This is a genomic window from Paraburkholderia sp. EG286B (assembly GCF_040965655.1).
In the GTDB taxonomy this organism is placed as follows: domain Bacteria; phylum Pseudomonadota; class Gammaproteobacteria; order Burkholderiales; family Burkholderiaceae; genus Paraburkholderia.
In genome coordinates, this window is sequence record NZ_JBFRCF010000004.1 from 521103 (window position 1) to 536426 (window position 15324).

The following is a 15324-nucleotide window of genomic DNA, read 5'->3' on the forward strand; positions in this document are numbered from 1 at the left end:
CGTCAGCGCACGACCTGGCTGATCTCGTGGATGAGCTGCGCGTACAGCGCCTGGCGCTCGGGCGCGATGCGGCCGTCGTCGACGGCCTCCAGAATTGCGCAGCCCGGCTCGTGCAGGTGATGGCAGTTGTAGAAGCGGCAGTGCGCGAGCAGCGGCCGGAACTCGGGGAACGCGCGCTCCAGCTTGCCTTCGGTGAGGTGATACAGGCCGAACTCCTGGAAGCCCGGTGAGTCGATCAACGCGCCGCCTTCGGGCAGCGTGTAGAGCCGCGTGAACGTCGTGGTGTGGCGGCCGCTGTTGAGTGCCGTCGAAATCTCGCGCGTGGCCGCTTCGGCGTCGGGAATCAGCAGGTTCACGAGCGTCGACTTGCCCATGCCCGACTGGCCGAGCAGGATCGTCTGATGGCCGTGCAGGTGCTCGGCCAGCGTCGCGTGCGCCTCCTCGGGGCGGCCCTTCACCGATACCTCCAGCACCGTATAGCCCAGCGCGCGATAGCGCTCGAGGCGCTGACGCGCGAGCGGCAGCGCGGCCTCGACGTCGATCTTGTTGAGCACGATCAGCGGCTTGAGGTCGTTGGCCTCGGCGGCCACGAGCGCGCGCCCGAGCAGGTCCTCGCTGAAGTGCGGCTCGGTGGCGAGCACGATCAGCAGCTGGTCGAGGTTCGCCGCAAAGAGCTTCGACTTGAACTGGTCGGAGCGATAGAGCAGGTTGCGCCGCTCGCCGATCGCGACGATCACGCCCTGGTCGGCGGAAGTCGACTGATACTCGACGCGGTCGCCCACCGCGACCTCGCTCTTCTTGCCGCGCGGGAAGCATTGCAGGTGCGCGCCGCCGCCGTCGGGCGCGACCAGATAGTGGCGCCCGTGGGCGGCGATCACCACGCCGTGCAGCGTGGCGCCTGCAGCTTTTGCATTGCCGGCGGCTTTGGTTGCGCGCCGGTTCATGCGTGCGCGAGCAGTCGGTCGATCCGCTGCGAAGCCGGCGGATGCGAGTAGTAGAACGCGGTATAGAGCGGGTCGGGCGTGAGCGTCGACGCGTTGTCCTCGTAGAGCTTCACGAGCGCGTTGACGAGATGCTGCGCGTCCGTTTGCGTGGCGGCGAAGGCGTCGGCCTCGAACTCGTGCTTGCGCGAGGAGAGGCTGCCAAGCGGCGTGACGAAGAACAGGAACACGGGCACGGCGAGGAAGAACAGCACGAGTGCGAGCCCTTCGTTGCCGCCGAGCAGCGACGGCCGCACGCCGAGCCCCTCGTAGAACCAGACGCGCTGCGAGAGCCAGCCGAGCAGGGCGAGCAGCGCGAGGCTGATCGCGAACGTGACGACCATGCGCTTGATCACGTGACGGCGCTTGAAGTGACCGAGTTCGTGTGCGAGCACGGCCTCGATCTCGCTGCCGGAGAGGCGCGCGAGCAGCGTATCGAAGAAGACGATGCGCTTGGACGCGCCAAAGCCCGTGAAATAGGCGTTACCGTGCGCGGAGCGGCGGCTGCCGTCCATCACGAACAGGCCCTTGGCCGCAAAGCCGCAGCGCTGCATGAGCGCCTCGATGCGCGAGCGCAGCGCCTCATCGCGCAGCGGTTCGAACTTGTTGAAGAGCGGCGCGATGAAGGTGGGGTAGAGCACCAGCACGAGCATCTGGAAGGCGACCCAGACGGCCCACGTCCAGAGCCACCAGAGGCTGCCCGCCTGCTTCATGAGCCAGAGCACGACGAACAGCAGCGGAATGCCGAACGCGGCGCCGATCAGGAGCCCCTTGATGCGGTCCATGATGAAGATGCGCCTCGTCATGCGATTGAAGCCGAAGCGCTCCTCGACCACGAACTGGCGGTAGTAGTCGAGCGGCAGCTCGACCAGGCCGGAGATGGCGAGCACGGCCCCGATCAGCGCGATCTGGCCCACATATTCGCGTCCGATCGCATCCGAGATGCCGAGATCGAGCGCCTGCACGCCGCCGAGCAGCGTGAGCGCGATCAGCACCACGGCGCCGAGCACGATCTCGATCATGCCGAGGCGCGTGCGCGCGACCGTGTAGTCGGCGGCGCGCTGGTGCGCGGCGAGCGGAATGGTGGCGGTGAACTGCGCGGGCACCGCACCGCGGTGGGCGGCCACGAAGCGGATCTGGCGCGAGGCGAGCCAGAGCTTGGTCGCGACCATGGCGAGCACGCCGACGACGAACAGCACGCTGAAGTACAGCGCAGGGGAGGGGGACAGATTAGGCATCCAGGAAGTCCGTGGTATCTATGCGACAATTATATGTTCTCGCCGGCCGGGCATCGCATCCTGTCGATGCCGCGCACGCGCCGCGCCACCAACGCTCTCCGGGTTGCCTTTCATGACTGACATTACCGCTGCCGGCGCGCCGCTCATCGAGCGCACCGACATGAACCTGATCTGGCTCGATATGGAAATGACGGGCCTCGATCCCGACAACGACCGCATCATCGAGATCGCCGTGGTGGTGACGAATTCGACGCTCGACAAGCTCGTGGAAGGCCCCGTGCTGGCCATCCATCAGCCGGAGACGGTGCTCGACCGCATGGACGAATGGAACCGCAACACGCACGGCCGCTCGGGCCTCACCGAGCGCGTGCGCGCCTCGACCGTCACGGAGGAAACCGCTACCGAGCAGATCATGGCGTTTCTTTCGCAATACGTGCCGCCGGGCAAGTCGCCGATGTGCGGCAACTCGATCTGCCAGGATCGCCGCTTCATGGCGCGCTGGATGCCGACGCTCGAGCGCTTCTTCCACTACCGCAACCTCGACGTGAGCACGCTCAAGGAGCTGTGCCGCCGCTGGCAGCCGACCATCTACAAGGGTTTCCAGAAGCGCGCGATGCACACGGCGCTCGCCGACATCCACGAGTCGATCGACGAACTCAAGTACTACCGCGAGCACTTCCTCGTTCCGGCGCCGGGCATCGTGCCCGACATGGCCGCGGGCGAGGCCGGTCCGGCGCTCTGAGCGCCGTCGAGATACGCAGCAGCAGCGGTTCTGCCGCTGCTGCTGCGCGATCGTTGAAGTTCGAGAGTTACGCGCGCGGCGCCCGCTGCGCGCTTTTAGGCCGGAACGCCGCCACGACGTTCGGATCGGTTTCGATATACGGGCCGCCGATCAGGTCGATGCAATACGGCACCGCAGCAAAAATGCCCGGCACCTTCACGGCGCCCTGATCGTCACGCAGGCCTTCCAGCGTTTCCTTGATCGACTTCGGCTGCCCCGGCAGGTTGATGATGAGCGCCGCGTGGTCGTCATTTTCGCGGATCACGGCAACCTGGCGCGACAGAATGGCCGTCGGCACGAAATTCAGGCTGATCTGGCGCATCTGCTCGCCAAAGCCCGGCATTTCCTTCGTCGCCACCGCAAGCGTCGCCTCGGGCGTCACGTCGCGGCGCGCGGGGCCGGTGCCGCCCGTCGTCAGCACGAGGTCGCAGCCGAGGCCGTCCACGAGCGCCGTGAGCGTCGCGGAGATCGTCGCCGCGTCGTCGTGGATCAGGCGCGTTTCGGCGCGCCACGGCGTTTTCAGCGCATTGCCGAGCCACTCCATCAGCGAGGGAATGCCCTTGTCCTCGTAGACGCCGCTCGTCGCGCGGTCGCTGACCGACACGAGGCCGATCACGAGTTCGTCAGGATGGCTGCGCTCAGGCTTCGTCATCTTCGCGGTCCTCGTCGGCACGCTCGTTTTCGTGCTCTTCGCCCTCGTCGGCGCCCTGGGCGCTCGCGTCCTTGATCCACTGGAACAGCTCGCGGAAGGACTTGGGCGGCTTGCTTTGCTCCTGCTCGCGGCGCGCGTTGCGGATCAACGTGCGGCCTTCCTGCGGGTCGGCGGCGGGGTGCAGGCGGATGAATTCGGTGAGCGCGGTGTCGTCCGCGAGCAGCTTGTCGCGCGTGCGTTCGATCCAGTGCAGGCGCGCCGTGGCGGCCTTGTTCACGCCGCGGTGCTCGTCGAGCTTCGTGCGCAGCGCGGCGACTTCGGCCTCCGTGAGCCCGCGCATCATGCGGCCCACGTACTGGAGCTGGCGGCGACGGCCTTCGTGGTCGGTGATGCGGCGGCACTCATGGACGGCGTCCGCGAGGTCTTCGGTCATCGGCATGCGCTTGAGCGCGTCCTTGGGCAGTTCCACGAGGGCCTGGCCGAGTTCCTGGAGCGCTTCCATGTCGCGCTTGAGCTGCGATTTGCTCGGGCGATCGTAGCCGTTGTCGTCCTGCTCGGCGACAGCGTCGTTCATCGGTTGAATGCGGGTTTTGCGTTTCATGGGGCGTATTGTAGCGTGCGCGCGCGTGCGGCTCGGGCTGGAAGGCGGCGGACGGCGGCGCCGGCGGCCCGATGCCGGGGCGGGCGTTGGTGCGGCAGTTGGTGCGAGGGGCCAGGCGGCGAAAGCGCCTGTGATGCGTGTTCACATACCTTGCTATGATCGCGGGATGCGCTTTGCGAACGCAGCGCGTTCCGAAGCACCTGAACCGACACCAGCGAAACACGACACCAGCGGGCCGCACCGGCCCAATACCGGACCGTAACGACAATGGCAGCAGACATCGAAGCCCGGCAACGCTTTTTCCCGCACACCCAGGACGAGCTGAAGGAGATCGCCTCAGACATCCTGCGGCACGCCAGCGCGCTCGGCGCGAGCGACGCCGCGACCGAGATCTCCGAAGGCGACGGCTTGTCCGTTTCGGTACGGCGCGGCGAGGTCGAGACGATCGAGCACAACCGCGACAAGATGGTCGGCGTGACCGTCTATATCGGCAACAAGCGCGGCAACGCGAGCACCTCGGATTTTTCGCCGCAGGCGCTCAAGGACACGGTGGCGGCCGCGTACAACATCGCGCGCTTCACCGCCGACGACGACTGCGCGGGCCTCGCCGAACGCGATCTGCTCGAAACCGCGCCGCGCGACCTCGACCTCTATCACCCGTGGAATCTCTCCGCCGACGAGGCCGTGGAAATCGCGCGCCGCGCCGAAGACGCGGCGTTCGCCGTCGACCCGCGCGTGAAGAACTCCGAAGGCGCGAGCGTGTCGGCACAGCACTCGCAGTTCGTGCTCGCCACCTCGGGCGGCTTCATGCACGGCTATCCGTACTCGCGCCACTACGTTTCGTGTGCGCCTATCGCAGGCGTCGGCCGCAACATGCAGCGCGACGACTGGTACACCTCGCGGCGCAGCGCGGCCGAGCTGGCCTCGCCCGAAGCCGTCGGGCGCTATGCGGCCGAACGTGCGCTTTCGCGCCTGAACGCGCGCAGCCTCGACACGCGCAAGGTGCCGGTGCTGTTCGAGGCGCCGCTCGCCGCGGGTCTGCTCGGCGCGTTCGTGCAGGCCGTGAGCGGCGGCGCGCTGTATCGCAAGACGTCGTTCCTCGTCGACAGCCTCGGCAAGCCGGTGTTCGCGCCGCACATCCAGATCGTCGAGGACCCGCATGTGCCGCGCGCGGCCGGCAGCGCGCCGTTCGACGAAGAGGGCGTGCGCACGCAGCGCCGCGAAGTCGTGAAGGACGGCATCGTGCAGGGCTATTTCCTGTCGTCGTATTCGGCGCGCAAGCTCGGCATGCAGACCACGGGCAACGCCGGCGGCTCGCACAACCTGCAGTTCCAGAGCTCGCTCACGAAGCCCGAGGACGACTTCGAGGAGATGCTGAGAAAGCTCGGCACGGGCCTGCTGCTGACCGAACTGATGGGGCAGGGCGTGAATTTCGTGACGGGCGACTATTCGCGCGGCGCGTCGGGCTTCTGGGTGGAGAACGGCAAGATCCAATACCCGGTGGAGGAAATCACGGTGGCGTCCACGCTGCAGGAGATGTTCCACCATATCGTCGCCGTGGGCGCGGATACGCTCGCGCGCGGCACGCGTCAGACCGGTTCGGTGCTGATCGAGCGGATGACGGTGGCGGGGCAGTAAGCGCCGTTTAACGCCTTCTGCGCTGGCTCGATGAAAAACGGCACGCCCAGGCGTGCCGTTTTGCTTTTGGGAGCCGCGCTGCGCGCCCCGTCGATCAATCCCGCCGCACGTACCGCACGAACGCGAAATCGAAGTCGTTCGGCGCATGCGCATGCAGCGTCTCGCGCGACGTTTCCTGCCACACGTCGGGGTCGGGCGCGGGGAAGGTGGCGTCGCCCTCAAAGTCCGCGGAGATTTCCGTCACCAGGAGTTCGTGCGCGAGCCCGAGTCCTTCGCCGTAAAGTTGCGCGCCGCCGATCAGGAACGCCGTGGGCGCCTGGTCCTGGGCCGCGAGCGCGAGCGCCTCGTCGAGGCTCGTGGCGGTGTCGCAGCCGGGAAAGCGCTTGCCCGCGTCGCGCGTCACGACGATGTTGCGGCGGCCCGGCAAGGCGCGGCCGATCGATTCGTGGGTTTTGCGGCCCATGATGATGGGCGCGCCCATGGTGGTGCGCTTGAAGAACGCGAGGTCTTCGGGTAGCCGCCAGGGCAGCGCGTTGTCGCGGCCGATCACGCCGTTGCGGGCGCGCGCGACGATGAGGGTGAGCGTCGTCATCGAAAGGGTAGAGGTGCGAGGTTGTAAGCTGTTCGCAGCGATTCTACCTGAGCGCGCCGGGCGCCCCGGCGCGCTTCCTCCACGCGATCGACTGTTTCAGTCCTGCCCGTCGGGCGGCAATTCCGCCTGGTTCTCCGCTTCGCCGCCAAAGAACGTTTTTTCGTCGCGCAGGCCGTGCGTGCCCATCAGCCGGTAAAGCGTCACGCGCGAGATGCCGAGATCGGCAGCGGCCTCCGTGAGCCGGTGCCGGTGCCGCAGCAGCGCCGCCTCGATCGCGCGTCGCTCCGCGGCCTCGCGGGCCTGCGCGAGCGTGACCGTCTGCTGCGCGGTGAAGTGCGCGAGATCGAGATCCTCCGCCGAGATCAGCTTGCTCTCGGCCATCACGATCGCGCGGCGCACGCGGTTGATGAGTTCGCGCACATTGCCTGGCCAGTTGTAGTTGTAGAGGGCCTCGATGGCGTCAGGCGTGAAGCCGCGGATGCGGCGCGCGCTGTCCTGCTTGAACTTGTGCAGCACGTGGTGCGCGAGAATCTCGATGTCCTTGCCGCGCGCGCGCAGCGGCGGCTCGTCCACGCGCAGCACGCACAGGCGGTGAAAGAGGTCGGCGCGAAAGCGTCCGTCGCGCATGGCCGCCTCGAGATCGACGTGCGTGGCCGAGATGATGCGCACGTCCACGGGAATCTGCTCGTGGCCGCCCAGGCGTTCGATCTTGCCTTCCTGCAAAAAGCGCAGCAGGCTTGCCTGGCTTTCCAGCGGCAGGTCGCCGATCTCGTCAAGAAAGAGCGTGCCGCCGTTGGCCGATTCGACGCGCCCGATCTTGCGCTGGTTCGCGCCCGTGAACGCGCCGCGCTCGTAGCCGAACAGTTCGGATTGCAGAAGATGATGCGGGATCGCGCCGCAGTTGATCGGCACGAAGGTCGCCTTGCGCCGCGCGGAGCGCTCGTGGATCGCGAGCGCCGTGAGTTCCTTGCCGGTGCCCGATTCGCCCGAGATGAACACCGTGGCGTCGGTGTTGGCCACCTTGCGGATCGTGCGAAAGAGCTGCTGCATCGCTTCGCAGGTGCCGACCATCTCGTCTTCGTCCTGGCTCGCGGCGGCGGCCGGCGTGTCGAGATCGCACAGCGACACCATGCCGAACGCGTGGCCCACGAGGTAGTCGAGCGTCGCATGTGAGACCGGCACATGCACGTAGTCGAAGCAGTAGTGGCGGATCAGGCGCCGCACTTCGGCGTCGGTGAGGCGCGAATCGTCGGTGAGTGCGATCCATCCCACCTGCTGCAGCCGCAGGATCGTCTCGAGGCTCGCGAACTCGCGCGGCGCGAAACCCGTGAGATCGACGAGGCCGGCATAGGCCGCCTCCGGCTTCACGAGGCGCGAGGCCTCGTGCACCGTGCGCGCGGTCGCGATTTCCCAGCCGCGGCTCTTGAGGTAGGCGCACAGCAGCGGGTCGGGCGTGCGCGCGACATACAGCAAGGTGCGCTCGAGACTCGCCTCGGGCTTCGCATCGCGCGCGCGGCCGGCGTCGGGGACATCGCCGGCAAGCGGCGGTCCGCCCACGGCGAGACGCTGCCCGGCTCCGGCGAGCGGTGTCACAGTGGCGCCCAGATGTGAGGATTCGCGCACGATCGGCCTCATGTCATCAGAAGGTGTAAGGGAAACGCACGCCGACGACGAAGTTCGGTGCATCGGGCGTGAGCCCGACGGACACCGCGCCGTTGATCGTCAGGTGCTTGTTGACCACGTGATTCAGGCCGAAGTTGAGCACCGAGGCCGTCGTCTCGCTGCCCGGCACGCCGGTCCAGGTGCCGCCCGGCGACTTGGTCTTCGACTGCGGCTCGATGGCCATGGTGTACGAAATGCTTGCCGAGTCCTTGTCCGAGAAGGCGAGCGCGACGCCGCCGCCGAACTGGATGATGTCGCCGAGCTTCACTTCGGCAGGCTCGGTCTGCCCGATCACCGAGGAGATGTCGGCGAACGAGCGCGAGATGTTGTACGTGTACGAGAAGCTGCCGAACAGCACCACCGGGTCGTAGGTCTTCAGCACCGAGATGCCGGCCGTGACGTTCCAGAAGCCCGTGCCCGTGGGCAGCTTGCTGGGGGCGACGAGATTGGTGTTGTCGGGCGTGATCTGCTGAACCTTGATGCCGAACGGCGAGGTGCCGGTGTCCGTCTTCACGCGCAGGCTGCCGACCACGTCGGGAATGTTGTTGGTTTCCTTCAGGAACTGGTAGTAGATCCCGAAGTTCACGTCGCCGATGGAGTTCGAATTGACCGACGCATCCGTGAGCGTGCTGGCCGAGCCGCCCGCGCCACCGACGATGAAGGTGCTGTGCCGGTAGACGTAAGGCACGTCCACATCGATGCTCATGCGGTCGGTGAGGCCGTAGCGCGTGTCGAGGTCGGCGGTGATCGTGTGCGACTTGGTCTGCCCCAGATTGATGTTGCCGAGGAAGATCGCGTCGAGGGCGAGAAAGCCCGAAAGCTGCAGCTGGCGGCGATCGTAGTAACTGTCGCTGATGCCCCAGTCCAACGTCAGCTTGTGGTCGAAGAGCGGCGCGTGCTCGCGCTGCACGACCGCTTCTTCGGCTTGCGTGCGCGACGGCTCGGCGCTCTTTTGCGTCTCGCCCACGGTCGGGTTGTTCGGGTTCACGCCAACCGGCGCGCCCTGCTGCGGCCCGCTCGCGGCCGAGCTGCCGGTCGCGCCATTGGTCGCGCCTGCGTCGGGCGAGGGCGGGTTCACGGGCACGCCCGTGGCCGTGCCGGTGAGCGCACCCGGCGCCGTCGCGCCCGGCAGCGCCTGGGCGAGCGGCGGCAGGGGCACAGGCAGACCGTCTGCGCCCGGTTGTTCGGCGACCGTCGCGTCCGACGCGGCGTCGGGCGCACCCGCGCCCGGCATGCCGCGACCGCGCTGCGCCATTTCGAGGTTCGTCACCTGGCGCTCGAGTGACTGGATTTGCCGCTGCTGCTCGTCGACGACGCGCATGAGCGTATTCAGACGGTCTTCGATCGACTGGCTTTGTAGCGCCTGCGCGTGGGCGGACTGCGAGAGCGCGAATAGTAAAACGGCTGCTGGAATGGCGGCCAGCGACACGTGTGGCGCGGCCGCCCTGGACATCATCTTCATTGTTCTTCCCCCGGGATCGAATGCGGGCGCCCGGCGGAACTCCCTGGTTCCACGCCCGCGCACGTCGATGCTCCTCATTCAAAGTGCTGCTTCTCGCGCGGGTCCTTGCCCGCGTGGTGGTCTCCTTGACTGGTACGTCTCGTGCAGGCCCTCGGTTAGTGGAGATTTCGCAGAGCCTGTAATACGCCGGTCTGCCGGATCATTTGCGACGTCATCTGCTGCGTCTGCAGACTCAGTTGCAACTGGTTGGCGACCTGCTGGTTGTTGCCTGCGACCTGGAGTAACTGGGCGATCGCGCCGGCCTGCTGCATGTTGCCTGGCACGATGTTCTGCGTGGCGATGCCCGCCGGCGTCTGCAGCGTCACGTTGACGCCGTTACTGCCGAACGAGATGCCCGCTCTTATGCTGCCGGTCGCGTTCGATGCCGACGCGCTTGGCTGGTTGGCCGCGCCTGGCAGACTGGCGAGCTGCGGCGCGTTGTTGTCATAGGAGATGGTTGCGGCATTGGCGCCCGTATTGCCGTTGCCGGCCACCTGGGTGATCTGCGAGACGCCGTTGACCGAAACGTTCTGGCCGCCGGTGGCCGTCGCGTTCGGGTTGGCGCCGCTGTTTGCGCCCGTGGTTCCGCCCTGCGTCGGGTCGATCACGGTTGCATAGGTCTTCACCTGCGCGCTCACCTGGTTGGCCGCGTTCTGGGCGACCGCGAGCGCGCCTTGCGCGACTGCGGTCGCGCCGTTTGGCAATTGCCATTGAGAAAGCAGGTTCAGAACGAACCCGGAAATCATGTCGCTGCCGGCATATTTGCCGGTCTGATGCGCGAGCACGTCGTCGCCGACGGCTTCGCAGCGGATGCCTTGCGCCTGCGCGTCGGCGTTCGAGAGAAACGCCGGCATCGGTTGCGGCAAGCCGATGCCTTCAGCCGCTAGCGCACCGCTCGAAAAAGCGCAGGCGAGCGCGGAGACGGCTGCCGCGATGCCACACTGTGAGAGGTTGCGTTTCATGATTCTTCGGACTTCAGAACATGACGGCCTTATCGAGGCCGTATTCGAAGAAGGGAGTCGCCGCAGTGCCATTGAGCAAGGCTTGTTCACGCAGCTTGAGCGCGAGCGACTCGTTGTTCTGCAACAGCGGAGAGTCCTCCAGAAACGGTTTGCCGAGCACCGCGAAGACGAGTCCGTTCCATGTTTTGGCGAAGTCGTCTTCGGCGACGATACGGTTGCCGAGCGCGGGGTCCGCAATGAAGATGCGGCCGTTCTCGGCGTGCTTGACGATCACGAAGTGCTCATAGCCATCGATGTTCATGAGCACCAGCACGGGAATCTGCAGGTGGTAGAGCGCGTCGGTATTGACGCGAAAACCGCGGCCGCGCAAGCCGATCGTCTCGACGAACTTCTTCATGTCGAGCATGGAGAAGCCGTTCTTGACGACCACCTCGGGCGTGGAGAACACCATCATCTGGCGGATCAGCTCAGGTTCGGGGATGTCGATGCCGTAGCCATACTTGAGCAGTGTGGCGAGCGCGGCGGCGCCGCAGCTGTAGTCATACTGCTGGCTGACGATGCTGCGATAGCGCAGGTCCCGCATCGAGTGCAGCGGCAGCTTCACCGGCACGCCGATGAGGTGGGTCGCGTCGAGCGTCGACTGCTGCGCATGCACAGGCACAAGGGCTGCGCTGGCCGAGAGCGTCAGCGCGACGACAAACATCCTTGATGCCGGGGTCGATACGGGCCCGGACATGGTGGTCTCCTACCTTCTGGTATGCGCGCCGGCTGCGGTGGGACAGCCGGCGCGCGTTGCTTGCTGCGTTTTCTGCCTGGGGCGAGCCCAGTTCCTGCAGTGCTGCCAGCCGTGCCTAGTGGCCGTTGTTCATCGCGGCGATTGCCATGCCGTTGTGCTGCAGGTTGCCGATGCCGCCGGCAATGTTCACGCCGATGTTGCCTTGCGCGCCGGTGAGCGTATTGGCGCCGAGGCTGGCCGTACCCTGGAACTGGCCGACTGCCGACATGTTGGCGTTCTGCGAGTTGTTATCCGTCGCGACCATTGCAACCGTCGAGTAGGCACCCGGGGTTGCCGTCGTCACCGAGCCGGCGAGGCTGTTGTTCTGCGCGTTGCCGATGCCCGATGCGACGTTCACGCCGACGTTGCCCGATACGTTGGCGAGCGAGCCGTCGCCGACCGACGCGTTCAGGTTGAAGTTCTTCACGTGGGCGCTACCGCTGGACGCCTGATTGTTGAAGATCTGCGCGTTGCCGAACACGTTGCCCATGTCGACAGAAGCGAGCGCGACATCGTTGCTTTGCGCGTTGTTGATGCCTTCCGCGATGTTCACGCCGAGGTTGCCCGTCACGCCGGTGGCTGCGCCGCTGCCGGTGTTGGCGTCGAGCGTGCCCGCCTGTTGTGTGTTGATATGCTGCGTGACGGAGCCGGTGGTGTGCTCGTCGACGGTGTTGAGCGAGTCGCTCACGTTGTAGCCCCAGCTCTTGCTCGAGCTCGAGCTGCGCGACGACGAGTGGCTATGCGAATCCGAGCTGGAGCTCGACGAGCTGTACATGGAAGCGTACGTGCTCGACGAGTTTTTCGACTTTTCGCTCGTGCCGTTTACGCTCGTCGAAAGCGCGGCGCTGGCCGTGCCGTCAGCATGAGCCGTATTGGCGGTCGTCGAGCTGTTGCTCGTATTCTTGTTGTTGTTCACGGACCAGGCCGCGCCGACGTTCGTCGTGTCGCTGTTGTTGTGGGCGTTGGTCGTCGTGTGCGACGTGCTTTCCGAGCCGCTGAGGTTGATGCCGGCCGAGCCGTTCTTGTGGTTGCCGGTGTGCGACCACGATGCATTGGCCTGGAGGCTGCCATTGCCGCTCTGCGACTTCGTCGACGTGTTGTTGCCTACGCTGCTGTAGCTCGTGCCAAGGGCCGCGCTGCCCGTGTCGCTATAGGTGCTGGCCGTCGTGTGGTCATGTGTGCTGCCATTGTCGGTCGCGACATGATAGTCGGCGCTCGCGCTTGCGTTGAAGGTCTTGCTGAAGCTCGAGTTGCTCGACGAGCTCTTCGAGTTCGATGCATTCACTTGATGCGAATGCGACGAACTGCTCGACGACGACGAACTGCTCGACTCGCTCGAGCTCGAGGACTTCGAGAAGGAATTGCTGCCTGTGCCCGTCACGCTCCACGTGGTGTTGTTCACTGCCGTGGTGATCTTGCCGCTGTCGTAGCTTTGCGCTTGCGGCAGAAGCGTGCCGCCACCGGTGGTCTGGTTGTTGTTGATGACGGCGCCGGCGGTGCTCGAAACCGAGACGCAGCCGAACAGCGTGACGAAGCCTTCGATGCCGACGTATTGGGTGACGCCTGTGGCGTTAAAGAGATACGCCGAACTAGCTGCGTGAGCGGAACCTACCGCCGACGCAAGAACTGCCGCTGCTATGAGGGTGCGCTTCATGATTTCGCTCCGATACTGAGTGGTCAGTTAAAAAAGAGTGCCCGCCGGGGGACGGAGCACAAAACTGTTTGCCGTAGCGTTACCGGCGCCGGCTGTCTGGTTCACCTGCACGAGGCCCGTCGCATTCCTGAATGCCGCATTGTCGATGCGTACCTCACGAATGCCCCCTGCCTGGGCCGTTTGCCCATGACCGCCGTTTTGAGCAGCCGCCGCGGACAGTTCCCCGTCCGAGACCGCCACTACACCAATCGCACCACTGCTGATGAGCGCAGTGTTGCGCTGGACATTGCCCACGCCCGCCGACTGATTCACCATCATTGCGCCGTTCGTGTTTGCAAAAGCTCCTGCACCAATCGTTGCGCTTGCGCCCTTGAGCTGCGCCGTGACGCTGGCGAGCTGCTCGTCGCCGTTCACGTTGATCGACACGTTGCCGGTCGTGATCGTCAGCTGGTTGGCCTGCGCGTTGTCGACGCCCGCGGTCTCGTTCACCGTGAGCGCGCCGGTGGTCGACGTGGCGGCGCCCGGGGCGATGCTCGCCGTCGCGCCGACGCTCACCTGGGCCTGCGCGGCGCTCGCGAAGGCGAGCGCGGCGGCGCAGGCGAGCGCGCCGGAAAGCGCCGTGCGCAACGTGCGTGACGTGTGGATCGAACGGCTCATTTCATGCCTCCCATGGCGCCCGTGAGCGGGGCGAGCGCGCCTGTGATCGTCGAGGAAATCGTGCCGCCGAGGCCGGCGCCGACGCCGGCGCTCGCGCCGGCACCGGCCGCCACGTTCGAGCCCGTCGCGCTGCCCGTGAGAATGCGCGTGAGCGCCTGGACGCCGGCGGTTTGCGCGCTCAATGCGCCGTTTGCGTTCACGCCACTCGAGCCGTGCGCGTTGGTGAGATCCGTGTCGGTGACGAGCGTCGCCATCGCCGGGTCGAAGCTGTTCTTGGGGAAGGTCGTCGCGCGCACGAGCACCGGGTCCTGACTCTTCGGCACGTTGTCGAAGGCGCTGCGCGGCGTGATGTCACGTTCGACGATGACGTCGCCGGGGTTCGTGACCTGCTGGGCGGCCACGCTCGCCGTGGCGCTCGCGGCCAGCAAGCCGCACAGGGCGGCGGCGACCTGGGCCGACCGGCGGCTGGCGCCGCGCGTCGAGTTGCGTGCTCTCATGCTGGTCTCCTCCTGGCCGGCGTCGGCGTATCGGCGCCTGGTCCGGTCCTTTCGCCCTGGCTGCGCGTGTTCGCAGCGAACCAGGACACCGCGCCGCAAGCGGCGCGGGTGCTATCTCATCGTTACTTTCTCGTGTAGCTCGCGAGGTTGCCCTGCGCGTTCTGGGTGGCGTCGACGGGGATCGGCAGCGGTGCGGGCGGTGCGATTTCGTCCCAGAGCGTCACGTTGTTGTTGCCACGCATCAGTTGCGGGGTGGCGGCCACCATCACCATGCCGACGGCGCCGCCGCGCTGGCGCGCAAGCGTCTGGTCGTCGAGCGAGCCGATGCCCGCGAAGACGCCGTCGTTGCCGGAGGTGACGGGGTCGGCCGGGGCGCTGGCGGTCGTGGGGCTGGCCGGGTCCGTGGCGGTCGAGGGGACATCGCCGGCCGGCGCGCTCACTGCGAGCGTGGCGGGAACGAGTGCCGCAGGTGTTGCAGGAACGACATCCGGGGCGGCGCTGGCGACGCTGGCAACGGCGGTTGGCGCGCCAGGCGCATCGTCCACCGACTGTGCGCGAGCACCGGGCGAGAGGACGAGGAGGGCGGCGGGAAGGAGCACGGCGGCGCATGCACTGCCGTAGCCGATGACACTGCGCCGGACCTGCTGGATGTTGAGTCGCATGGCGTATCTCCTGGTGCGAGACATTTAGCGAAACGTGTGCCATCGCCCGCAATCCATTGATACGCTTCGAACCGCACTATTCTCTGCAAAATTTGAATGGCGGATATTCGCCAAAATGTTTCAGTGCTGAAACGTGAGGCCGTTTAAACCCGTTTGGAATGCGATATGGGTTTCAAAGGAGAACGTTTGCGCGTGAGGCGCTTAGCTATTGAGAGAAAGGAAACATCCGTAATTATTTCTGCACTGACAAAATGCCGGGAAAGTGGTGGAAACATTTCCATCGGTCCCTTATCCATTCCTGCCGCATAAATTCTATCCAAGTGCCACGAGGCTATAGTAAGCTTCAGAAAAAGCCGTAATGCCTAAAAGAAAACGCCCGCAACTGGGCAAGTTGACACACACGCCACAACTCGGGGATTCACTGTCAGCAAAAGCATGCGCGTTCACTGTTTTTTTCAGGTACGCGAAAGTC

Annotated in this window: 15 protein-coding genes; 2 read left to right on the forward strand and 13 right to left on the reverse strand. The window is 65.9% G+C overall.

Going from position 1 to position 15324, the window contains the following annotated elements:
- Positions 1-2 precede the first annotated feature (2 nt).
- Positions 3-944 (reverse strand): ribosome small subunit-dependent GTPase A, encoded by a 942-nt coding sequence (rsgA, locus tag AB4Y42_RS11290; RefSeq protein WP_368694179.1) that lies wholly within the window; start codon positions 942-944, stop codon positions 3-5.
- The gene (locus tag AB4Y42_RS11295; protein ID WP_368694180.1) at positions 941-2218 is read right to left on the reverse strand and encodes a M48 family metallopeptidase; all 1278 of its coding nucleotides are present in this window, start codon (positions 2216-2218) and stop codon (positions 941-943) included. Before AB4Y42_RS11295 ends, rsgA begins: the two co-directional genes overlap by 4 nt.
- A 112-nt stretch (positions 2219-2330) precedes the next feature.
- On the opposite strand from AB4Y42_RS11295, the gene orn reads away from it, so the two are divergent.
- On the forward strand, positions 2331-2960 hold the full coding sequence (gene orn, locus AB4Y42_RS11300; RefSeq protein WP_368686651.1) for an oligoribonuclease: 630 nt from the start codon (positions 2331-2333) through the stop codon (positions 2958-2960).
- Positions 2961-3027: 67 nt separating this feature from the next.
- On the opposite strand, the gene mog is transcribed toward orn, so the two are convergent.
- Together mog and yjgA are read right to left on the reverse strand one after the other, a co-directional pair.
- The gene (gene mog, locus AB4Y42_RS11305; protein WP_368694181.1) at positions 3028-3651 is read right to left on the reverse strand and encodes a molybdopterin adenylyltransferase; all 624 of its coding nucleotides are present in this window, start codon (positions 3649-3651) and stop codon (positions 3028-3030) included.
- Positions 3638-4252, reverse strand: coding sequence for a ribosome biogenesis factor YjgA (gene yjgA, locus AB4Y42_RS11310; protein ID WP_368694182.1), 615 nt, complete (start codon positions 4250-4252; stop codon positions 3638-3640). Before yjgA ends, mog begins: the two co-directional genes overlap by 14 nt.
- 267 nt (positions 4253-4519) lie before the next feature.
- Between yjgA and pmbA the strand changes: the two genes are divergently transcribed.
- Positions 4520-5890: a metalloprotease PmbA gene (gene pmbA, locus AB4Y42_RS11315; RefSeq protein WP_342921810.1), complete on the forward strand. Its 1371-nt coding sequence runs from the start codon at positions 4520-4522 to the stop codon at positions 5888-5890.
- A gap of 94 nt (positions 5891-5984) precedes the next feature.
- Here the strand turns inward: pmbA and AB4Y42_RS11320 are convergent, their stop codons facing one another.
- From AB4Y42_RS11320 to AB4Y42_RS11360, 9 genes are all read right to left on the reverse strand, one after another.
- Positions 5985-6482, reverse strand: coding sequence for a dihydrofolate reductase (locus AB4Y42_RS11320; RefSeq protein ID WP_368694183.1), 498 nt, complete (start codon positions 6480-6482; stop codon positions 5985-5987).
- 96 nt (positions 6483-6578) lie between these two features.
- A complete protein-coding gene (locus AB4Y42_RS11325) occupies positions 6579-8105 on the reverse strand; it encodes a sigma 54-interacting transcriptional regulator (RefSeq protein WP_368686649.1) in 1527 nt (508 codons plus the stop codon).
- 16 nt (positions 8106-8121) lie between these two features.
- Positions 8122-9606, reverse strand: a complete 1485-nt coding sequence (locus AB4Y42_RS11330) for a hypothetical protein (protein WP_368686648.1) — start codon at positions 9604-9606, stop codon at positions 8122-8124.
- Between the two features lie 155 nt (positions 9607-9761).
- Entirely contained in the window at positions 9762-10607 is an 846-nt protein-coding gene (locus tag AB4Y42_RS11335) for a peptidase C39 (RefSeq protein ID WP_368694184.1), read from the reverse strand.
- Positions 10608-10620: 13 nt separating this feature from the next.
- Positions 10621-11310: a C39 family peptidase gene (locus AB4Y42_RS11340; protein WP_342921955.1), complete on the reverse strand. Its 690-nt coding sequence runs from the start codon at positions 11308-11310 to the stop codon at positions 10621-10623.
- Positions 11311-11458: 148 nt separating this feature from the next.
- Positions 11459-13036, reverse strand: coding sequence for a beta strand repeat-containing protein (locus AB4Y42_RS11345; RefSeq protein ID WP_368686646.1), 1578 nt, complete (start codon positions 13034-13036; stop codon positions 11459-11461).
- A 27-nt stretch (positions 13037-13063) separates the two neighbouring features.
- Positions 13064-13693, reverse strand: coding sequence for a hypothetical protein (locus AB4Y42_RS11350; RefSeq protein ID WP_368686645.1), 630 nt, complete (start codon positions 13691-13693; stop codon positions 13064-13066).
- A complete protein-coding gene (locus AB4Y42_RS11355) occupies positions 13690-14190 on the reverse strand; it encodes a hypothetical protein (protein ID WP_368686644.1) in 501 nt (166 codons plus the stop codon). Before AB4Y42_RS11355 ends, AB4Y42_RS11350 begins: the two co-directional genes overlap by 4 nt.
- Before the next feature lie 122 nt (positions 14191-14312).
- Entirely contained in the window at positions 14313-14852 is a 540-nt protein-coding gene (locus AB4Y42_RS11360; RefSeq protein WP_368694185.1) for a hypothetical protein, read from the reverse strand.
- Positions 14853-15324: the final 472 nt, after the last annotated feature.